The organism is Glycomyces buryatensis (assembly GCF_004912275.1).
Classification (GTDB): domain Bacteria; phylum Actinomycetota; class Actinomycetes; order Mycobacteriales; family Micromonosporaceae; genus Glycomyces; species Glycomyces buryatensis.
This window is the reverse complement of sequence record NZ_STGY01000086.1, coordinates 66415-74322: the sequence shown is the minus strand read 5'-3', so window position 1 is coordinate 74322 and position 7908 is coordinate 66415. Positions and strand designations below refer to the sequence as shown.

Sequence of the window (7908 nt, the reverse complement as noted above, 5' to 3'; positions counted from 1 at the left end):
GAGACGGCCCCGTCACATTATTCCTATAAGGACCCTAAGGTCATGACGCCTCCATCTGGTCACTGAGGATCTTGAACAGACGCTGAAGTTCATCGACGGGCCGCGGGGCGTCATCCACTCTGAGGTCCGCCAGAACCCGCGAACCGTGCCCGATCGCCTGCCCGCGGCCAACTACGTAAAGGGCCGCGCTCTGTCGGCCGCGGCGATCCCCTCCCGCATCATCGCCGGCCGCAAGCACCTCCAGGAGCCGTGCAGCCAGCGGTTCGGACACATCGGACGTCGACCATGCCTCATGCATGGCCTCCAGCACCTCGGGGCCTGTCAGCAGGTTGCCTTGGATGGCGCACCCGTCATCGGTGAGTCCGCCCGCGAAGGCCAGGCATTCCGGTCCCGTCCGTGACACCGCCACACCATTTCGGTCCACCACGCCGATTTGCCGGGTCGCCGAGTCGGGGTCGCGGTCGAAGAGCTCAGCGACCACCTCAGCGGCGTCGAAGCCCGCGCGCAGGAGCGCGAGGCCGACCTCTCGGTAGGACATATTGGTCCAGGCCTGGGTCGCCAGCGCTCCGGTCTGGAACTCGGCCGCCGGCACCATGGCTCCAACTGCCAGGGACTTGGTCGCCACCGCCACGCCCCACGCCTGTTGTTCGGGGCTGTGCGCGACGATCGAGAAGGTCATGCGTCGATGGTATTGCGACACGGTCGGTTTGTGGGATCGTGCGGCCGGGGAGCAGAGGCCACGATCGAATGCCACGGATCATTTAGCCATTGCGGGCCAGGCGAAAGCCGATGTCTTCGATGCGGAAGTCCATCATGCTGCGGCGGCGGACTCCGGCGCGGCAGCTCCAATGCTCGTCGAACCAGGCGCCGCCGCGCAGCACCCGGTAGGTGCCGTAGACCTCCGGGTCGTACAGGTCAAAACACCATTCCCAGACGTTCCCGAGCGTGTCGTGCAGTCCCCAGTCATTCGGAAGTTTGGTGCCGACCTCGTGGGGGCGTTCGTCGGAGTTGCCTCGGTACCAGGCGATCTCGTCCAGATCGCCGTAGCGGGGACCGGTGGTGCCCGCGCGACAGGCGTACTCCCATTCGGCCTCTGCCGGGAGGCGGTAGCCGTCCGCCGCGGTGTTCCAGTGGACGTTCGCGCCGTCGAGAGCGTATGCGGGCGTGAGGCCTTCGCGCTCCGACAAGGCATTGCAGAATGCCACCGTGTCGAGCCAGGACACGCTCTCGACCGGCAGCCGGTCGCCCTTGGCAGCGCTCGGGTGCTCACCGGTGACCGCCGCATACTCTTCCTGCGTGACCGGACATGCGCCGATTCGGTATGGCTGGAGCTCGACGGTCCAGCTGCGTTCGGTGCGGCGGTCGTTCAGGGTCACTGTGCCCGCCGGGAGGGCGATCATGGTGGGGCGCGGGTGCGCGGTCATGGGCGGCGTCCTATCTGGGCAAAAAGTACGACCCGGCCGTGAATCGGCCGGGCCCGTTGCACTGCTTGGATAAGCTGCGGCCTGCCGCGCGCAGGAGGCCGGTGAAGTCGGCGGTCTTCAGGTCGAAGATCGGCGAGCCGTCGCCGAGCTTGCTGTCACGGACCTGGAAGTCACCAGCGCTCGAGCGGGCCTCGACGCAGTCGCTGTTCTCGCCGCCGCTGCTGCGGCTCGACTTCCGCCACGGGGAAAGGCGTGCTTCGACGCAGTCGCTGTTTTCTGCGTTGCTGCTCCGGCTCGACTTCCGCCAACCGTCTTGGCTCATGGTTTGAACTCCCTCATCGACCTTGCGCGCTGGCAACCCAGGTCGATGATCTGGAGGTAGTGGTTCACGACCTCGCGCTTCTCGTAGAAGCGCCGCTCGTACGGGCTCTCCAGATAGACGATGCTGGGGTCAGCGCTGTCACTGAAGGATAGTACGTTGAACGGCACGTCCAGTTTCGGAGGCGGTCCGTCCTCGAACGCCATGTACTTGATGGTGATGTGCGGCTTGGAATCCTCCTCCATAAGCCGTTCGATCTGGCCTTCATCGCACCCGTACCGGAGCACCGCCTCGCTCAGCAGAACCCGCATCGTGGGGGCGGGCTCGCGCCTTCGGATCCCTTCCTGCCGGTGCAGTCTCTGCTCCACCAGATCGGGGATCCTCGAGTCGTCGGTGAACGGGTCCTCCTTGAAGATCCTGCGGATGTAGTTCTCATCCTGGAACTGGCCCGGCACCCAGACGGTTGAGTACAGGTCGAATCGAGTGGCGATCCGCTCGAAGCCCACGTAGGCGTCGAAACCTGATGCGACCACGGCGTGACTGGGCTGCGCCCAAGTGGCCTCGTCCACCAGTCTCCAGATGCGCTGCATCTCGTACTTCTCTTGGGCCGGAACCCCGTAGTAGTCGCAGAGCTCCCCGATGACCGGGAAGGTCAGCCTGACCCTCGCTCCCTGTTCCAGTCGCTTGACAGTTCTGGTCGAACCAGTGATCGCGACAAGCTCCCGGTCGGTCAGGCGGATGCCCGCGGCTTCTCGCCAGTTCTCGAATTGTCGCCCCACCTGTCGGCGAAGCACCATTGCAGTCGACATCCACTCAGTGTCACATCCAAAGTCCACTGAGCAATACCCCAACTCAGGTCGCCACTGTTGCACGGCAGCAGGAACTGGCAGAAACAGGCGGCGTACTGCCACCACGAACTGCCATGCACGAGCACCCCGGCGCGCATTTGCGACGCCTCAAAGTTTCGGACCGTGGTCGGCCTATGAAGAGCGGCGAGTTAGTTCGGCCAGTCAATGGTGTCGAGAAAGCCCTCTACCGCCGCGACGATCTGAGCGAGCACCGTGATCGACTCGGTGACCGGACCCGGTGCGAACATGCCGTGGTCGGCGCCGTCGACCTCCAGAACATGCGGCGACAGCCGCCGAGCCGCCTCGCCGTCCCATAGCCGGTCCGCGGTGCCGCCGACCAACAGGAACGGCGCCGTCGCCGCCGAGAGCGCGTCGACCACCCAAGGGAGCGTCAGCACGGGAGTCAGCCAGATCGCCGGCAAGCCGCGTTCAGCGGCCAGAGCCGCGGCATTCGTACCCAGTGACTTGCCCACCAGCAACGGACTTCCACCGATGGCATCGACGAACGGGCCGACCTCGCCGGTCACCCAGCTTTCGATGCCCGGCTCGAACACGTCCACCGGCTGGTGGGACCACGTGTATCGATGCACCGTCGCACCGATTCGCTCTGCAACGGCGGGAACATACGCCAGCATCCCCGCCCCGGGTCCGTACATGCCACCCGGAATCACAACCACGTCAGCCATGCCACCGACCCTATCGATCCTCCCCAACCAAGCGGACAACCCCCGCACCGACACCTACGAGGATGAGAAAGGCCCATTGAGCGGGACCGGTCCCGCTGGGTCGTGCCTAGGCTGCGGTCCATGGATGTCAAGCACGGCATAACCAAACGACTGCCCCTACTTCTCCTCGCGACCACCGCAGCCCTTGCCCTGGCCGCCTGCGGCGCCGATTCCGATCCCGAATCCGATGCCGCCGAGGCGACTTCGAGCCAGGCCCCGGAGACCGAGTCCGCTTCGCCCTCGCCTTCACCGTCGCCCTCGCCGACCGAGGCGGTGTTCCCCGAGGCCGCCGACGGGGACGACTTCGATGCCTGCTTCGACGGCGAATGCGAAGTCCTGCTGACCGGACCGGTCGATATTGCCGTCGACCCGGACATCAGCGGCTATGACACTGTGCAGGTCACGTCCGTCGAGGGCGGCTACGTCTCGGTGACGCCGTCTCCCGACAGCATGGCGATCTCGATGAGCTTCGACATGTCCGGGAGCGCCAACATGAACGGGCTCCTCATGGCGCCGATGGCGATCGAGGCCGACCGGGCGGTCGTCACGCTCTCCATCACCGGCTGAGAGCGACGCAGATCGCCAGGGCCGCAAGGCCAATGGCGAGCAACGCTACGGGCCGCAGGGCGGCGGGCCGGGGGCGGGCCCCAACTCCCCCGCGCCGTCGCGACCCCCGAAATACCCAGTTCAGGATGAGGAGAGTGGCCGCCCGAGCCCCTATAGTTGGACATACGTATACGAGGAGGGGATGCGCATGGGTTTGATGGATAAGTTCAATGAGCTGAAGGACATGGTCACCGGGGCCGCCGAGGAGGTCAAGGGGCAGGCCGGTGAAATGCTCGGTCAGGCGACGGACGCTCCGCTCGCCGACCAGGCCGGCGAGGCCGTCCAGGGCGCTCAGGATCAGGCCGGCGAGGCCGTCCAGGGCGCACAAGACCAGGCCGGCGAAGCCGTGCAGGGTGCCGAAGACACCGCGCAGGACGCCGGGGACCAAGCGCAGCAATCCGTCGAGGACTACAAGAACGACCTCGGCCTCTAACCACCCACCAGGCCAGACCACCTTCTGAGGCGGGCGGAACCCGAGGGTTCGGCCCGCCCCGGCCGTTGTGCGGCAGGGTCGTTGTAGGGCAGAGTCGTGCGGCGGAACAAATAACTCGAATGACATTCAGCCGGTCGGCAGGTAGGCTTGTGCCACGTGTCGTCACCTCTCCCGATCTCCTCCCCAATGCGGCTGTTCACGAGTCTTGCCCGCCCTCATGTGCGCCGCATGGTGTTCGGGATCGTGCTGTACATCGCCGCCGCATCCGCCTCGACCTCGCAGATCTGGGTGCTCGGCAAGATCATCGACGACGGGCTCATAGCCCGGAACGGGACCACGTTCGCCGTCTGGCTGGCCATCGCCTCGGCTCTGGTTGTGCTCCAACCGATCCTGTGGACACTCGGGATGCGCAACTTCACGACCTCGGCCGCGGCGGCCAAGGCCGACACCGTCCGGCTCGTCACCGACCACCTGAACCACGCCGGCGCCGGAACACGCGGCGCGGTCTCGTCCGGCGAGATGGTCAACCTCGCGACTGAGGACGCCGATCACACGGGGCAGGCGCTGGACCACGCCGGATTCTTCATCAACACCTTCGCCATGTTCTGCATCGGTTCGGCGCTGGTATGGGCCATCCACCCGCTGTTGGGCGTCGTCATCGTCGCCGGCAGCCTGGCGACCGCCCTCATCACCGGGCCGCTGCTGGGCCGCTTCCAGCGACGCCAGTCGGACTACCGGGCCATGATCGGCGACCTGGCCATGCAGGCCACCGACATCGTCGGCGGGCTGCGCGTCCTGCGCGGGATCGGCGGGGACCTGCGGTTCGCCGAGCGTTACCGGGAGCGATCAGAAGAGCTGCGGCGCAATGGATACCGCGTGGCGGTCTCCAGCTCGTGGATCCACGCGCTCAAGCAGTCGCTGCCGATCGTGTTCGTCGCCGCGATCGCCTGGGTCGGGGCCCTGCTGACCGCGAACGGATCGATCACCTTCGGCGGACTCGCCGCGGCGTTCAGCTTCGCGACGGTCTTCATCGCCGTGTCCGGCAACTTCATCAACACCGCCAGCACACTCGTCCGCGATTGGGTGTCGGCCAAGCGCATCGTGCGATTCCTCGGAATCGAACCGGACATCAACACCGGCGGCGAACGACACGGGGCCGAGGGCGAACTCTACGACCCCGATTCGAACCTGGCCGTCGCGCCGAACGCCCTGACAGTCTTGGTGACCGACGAGAACGCGCCCGCGCTGGCCGCCTGCGAACGACTGGCCCGCCATTGCGACTCCGAGGCGCGCTGGGGCGCCACGCCACTGGCCGAGATCGACCTGGGCGAGATACGCCAACGCGTCATGCTGCTCACCGATGAGGACTACTTGTTCGCCCAGACGCTTTCGGACACACTGCGAGTCGACGCCGCAGCCGCGCACACGGCGATCGAGACCGCCTGCGCCGCCGACGTGCTCTCGAGTCTCGGTTCGCTCGAAGCCGAGGTCGCCGACGGAGGCCGAAACCTCTCCGGCGGCCAGCGGCAGCGCCTGCGCCTGGCCCGGGCGATCGCCGCGCAGCGCGAGACGCTGCTAATGGTGGAGCCGACCTCGGCCGTCGACGCCCACACCGAATCGATCGTGGCCGAGCGGGTGGCGGCGGCTCGAGCCGGACGGACCACGCTGGTGGTCACCTCGTCACCGCTGTGGGAACGCCACGCCGACCGGGTGCTGCGCATGGAAGACGGGAAGGTGCGGGCATGAGCCGCAACGAATCTGGAGGCGTGAAACTCGCCGAACGCGACGCGCAGGCCGACACCGAACAGCGCCTGCCCGTCGCCGGTGCCGCCGAGACCCGTCGCGCCGTCGCGCGGATCTTCGCCGCCGACAAGGGCCGGGCGACGCTGGTCCTGTCGATGTACACGCTCGCGGCCGTATTCAGTGTGGCGCTGCCGATCCTCCTGGGCGAGGTCGTCGACGGCATCGCCGCCGGATGGTCGCTCGCCGAGATCAACGCGGTCTGCGCCCTCATCGTCGGATGCGTGGCGGTGCAGTTCGTGTTCGGGCGCCTCGGCCGGCTCGGCGGGTACCGCTTCGGCGAGCGGGCCGCCGCCCGGCTGCGGGAGGGCGTGGTCGAGCGGGTGCTGACCCTGCCGCTGGGCCGGGTCGAACGGGCCGGCAAGGGCGACTTGGGAACCCGGACCGCCACCGACGTCAATGCCGTCGCCGACATGCTCCGCGACCAGGGCCCGACAGTGGCGACAGCGCTCATCGAAGTGGTCGTCCTGTACATCGCGACGTTCGTGGTCGACCCTGTCCTCGGACTGTGGGCGCTGACGACGATCCCGCTGCTGGCCATGGTGACCCGCCGCTACCTGCGGCGGGCACGCCCGGCGTTCCTGGAGCAGCGCGCCGCCATGAGCGAGACCGCCGAGACGCTCGGCGCCTCCAATATGGGGGCCCGGACCGTGGCCGGATTCGCGATGCAGGACGAGCGGCGGGAGGCCGGGTACGGACGCGCCGACACCGTCTACACCAAGATGATCCGGCTCATCAAGTTGCAACTGGAATTCTTCCCGCTGCTGCTCATGATCAACCGCTTCCAGCTGATGATCGTGGTCTTGGTTTCCGGGCTGTGGTATTTCGACGGGGGCCTGACGCTGGGCACCGCCGTCGCGGCAATCACCGTGACCGTGCGGATCGCCAACCCCACCAACGCCGTCATGACCCGCCTCACCGAGTTCCAGCAGGGCGGGGCCGCGCTCGCACGTATCGAGGGCGTCAACCTCGTCACCACCACCGAGCGGGACGCGGACCCGGACGGCTCGGACATCCGGCTCGACGCGGTCACCTTCGGGTACGGCGACGGGCCCGACGTACTGCACGGACTGAGCCTGCATCCGCGCGTCGGCGAACGGCTGGTCGTCGTCGGGCCCTCCGGCGCGGGGAAATCGACCATCGCCCGGCTGCTCGCCGGAATCGACCGGCCCCGGACCGGTACGGCCCACCTCGGTGGAGTCCCGGTGGCGGACATCGGCATCGAGCGGCTGCGGCAGAGCATCGTACTTGTCACCCAGGAGCACTACGTGTTCGCCGCGACCCTGCGCGAGAATCTCGACCTGGCCGCGCCCGATGCCGACGACGCGGCCCTGCTCGCGGCGCTCGAACAAGTCGACGCCCGATGGGCCGCCTCACTGCCCGACGGCCTGGACACCATGCTCGGCGACGAGCACCATGCGCTCAGCATCGCCGAGGCCCAGCAGCTGGCGCTCGCGCGGGTGGTCCTGGCCGACCCCGACATCGTCATCCTGGACGAGGCCACGGCCGGAATCGACCCCGCCAGCGCGGGCAATGTGGAGGCCGCTCTGGCCGCGGCCCTGGGCGGGCGCACCGTGATCGCGATCGCGCACCAGTTGCAGGCCGCGCAGGCGGCCGACCGGATCGCGGTGGTCGAGGCCGGGCGGATCGTCGAGACCGGCCCGCATGACGAACTGCTCGCGGCGGGCGGGGTGTACGCCGATCTGTGGCACGCCTGGAAAGGTGCTTGAGCCCGAACGTGATCGGGCGGTAC

General features: G+C 67.6%; 9 protein-coding genes. 4 read left to right on the top strand and 5 right to left on the bottom strand.

The annotated features are described in order from the left end of the window. Nucleotides 1–40: 40 nt before the first annotated feature. The 5 genes from FAB82_RS26810 to FAB82_RS26790 form a co-directional block, all read right to left on the bottom strand. Nucleotides 41–679, bottom strand: coding sequence for a DUF1028 domain-containing protein (locus FAB82_RS26810; RefSeq protein ID WP_136537648.1), 639 nt, complete (start codon nt 677–679; stop codon nt 41–43). Between the two features lie 82 nt (nt 680–761). Then, the gene (locus tag FAB82_RS26805) at nt 762–1400 is read right to left on the bottom strand and encodes a formylglycine-generating enzyme family protein (protein ID WP_136537652.1); all 639 of its coding nucleotides are present in this window, start codon (nt 1398–1400) and stop codon (nt 762–764) included. 34 nt (nt 1401–1434) lie between these two features. Beyond that, entirely contained in the window at nt 1435–1746 is a 312-nt protein-coding gene (locus FAB82_RS26800) for a DUF397 domain-containing protein (RefSeq protein WP_136537647.1), read from the bottom strand. Then, a complete protein-coding gene (locus FAB82_RS26795) occupies nt 1743–2552 on the bottom strand; it encodes a helix-turn-helix domain-containing protein (protein ID WP_136537646.1) in 810 nt (269 codons plus the stop codon). The genes FAB82_RS26800 and FAB82_RS26795 overlap by 4 nt, the downstream gene beginning before the upstream one ends. Before the next feature lie 188 nt (nt 2553–2740). Further along, on the bottom strand, nt 2741–3151 hold the full coding sequence (locus FAB82_RS26790; protein ID WP_211116886.1) for an alpha/beta fold hydrolase: 411 nt from the start codon (nt 3149–3151) through the stop codon (nt 2741–2743). A gap of 246 nt (nt 3152–3397) precedes the next feature. Between FAB82_RS26790 and FAB82_RS26785 the strand changes: the two genes are divergently transcribed. The 4 genes from FAB82_RS26785 to FAB82_RS26775 all read left to right on the top strand — a co-directional run bounded on the left by FAB82_RS26785 (nt 3398) and on the right by FAB82_RS26775 (nt 7885). Further along, on the top strand, nt 3398–3883 hold the full coding sequence (locus FAB82_RS26785; RefSeq protein ID WP_136537644.1) for a hypothetical protein: 486 nt from the start codon (nt 3398–3400) through the stop codon (nt 3881–3883). A gap of 187 nt (nt 3884–4070) precedes the next feature. Beyond that, complete coding sequence (locus FAB82_RS27360) at nt 4071–4355, top strand: hypothetical protein (RefSeq protein ID WP_168801800.1); 285 nt, start codon at nt 4071–4073, stop codon at nt 4353–4355. 156 nt (nt 4356–4511) lie between these two features. Beyond that, nucleotides 4512–6101, top strand: coding sequence for an ABC transporter transmembrane domain-containing protein (locus FAB82_RS26780; RefSeq protein ID WP_136537643.1), 1590 nt, complete (start codon nt 4512–4514; stop codon nt 6099–6101). Then, nucleotides 6098–7885, top strand: coding sequence for an ABC transporter ATP-binding protein (locus FAB82_RS26775; protein WP_136537642.1), 1788 nt, complete (start codon nt 6098–6100; stop codon nt 7883–7885). The genes FAB82_RS26780 and FAB82_RS26775 overlap by 4 nt, the downstream gene beginning before the upstream one ends. Nucleotides 7886–7908: the final 23 nt, after the last annotated feature.

Excerpts from the sequence above, each read along its gene's own strand:
- FAB82_RS26775 (WP_136537642.1), top strand. The coding sequence starts at position 6,098 with ATGAGCCGCAACGAATCTGGAGGCGTGAAACTCGCCGAACGCGACGCG.
- FAB82_RS26810 (WP_136537648.1), bottom strand. The coding sequence starts at position 679 with ATGACCTTCTCGATCGTCGCGCACAGCCCCGAACAACAGGCGTGGGGC.
- FAB82_RS26795 (WP_136537646.1), bottom strand. The coding sequence starts at position 2,552 with ATGTCGACTGCAATGGTGCTTCGCCGACAGGTGGGGCGACAATTCGAG.
- FAB82_RS27360 (WP_168801800.1), top strand. The coding sequence starts at position 4,071 with ATGGGTTTGATGGATAAGTTCAATGAGCTGAAGGACATGGTCACCGGG.
- FAB82_RS26805 (WP_136537652.1), bottom strand. The coding sequence starts at position 1,400 with ATGATCGCCCTCCCGGCGGGCACAGTGACCCTGAACGACCGCCGCACC.
- FAB82_RS26785 (WP_136537644.1), top strand. The coding sequence starts at position 3,398 with ATGGATGTCAAGCACGGCATAACCAAACGACTGCCCCTACTTCTCCTC.
- FAB82_RS26800 (WP_136537647.1), bottom strand. The coding sequence starts at position 1,746 with ATGAGCCAAGACGGTTGGCGGAAGTCGAGCCGGAGCAGCAACGCAGAA.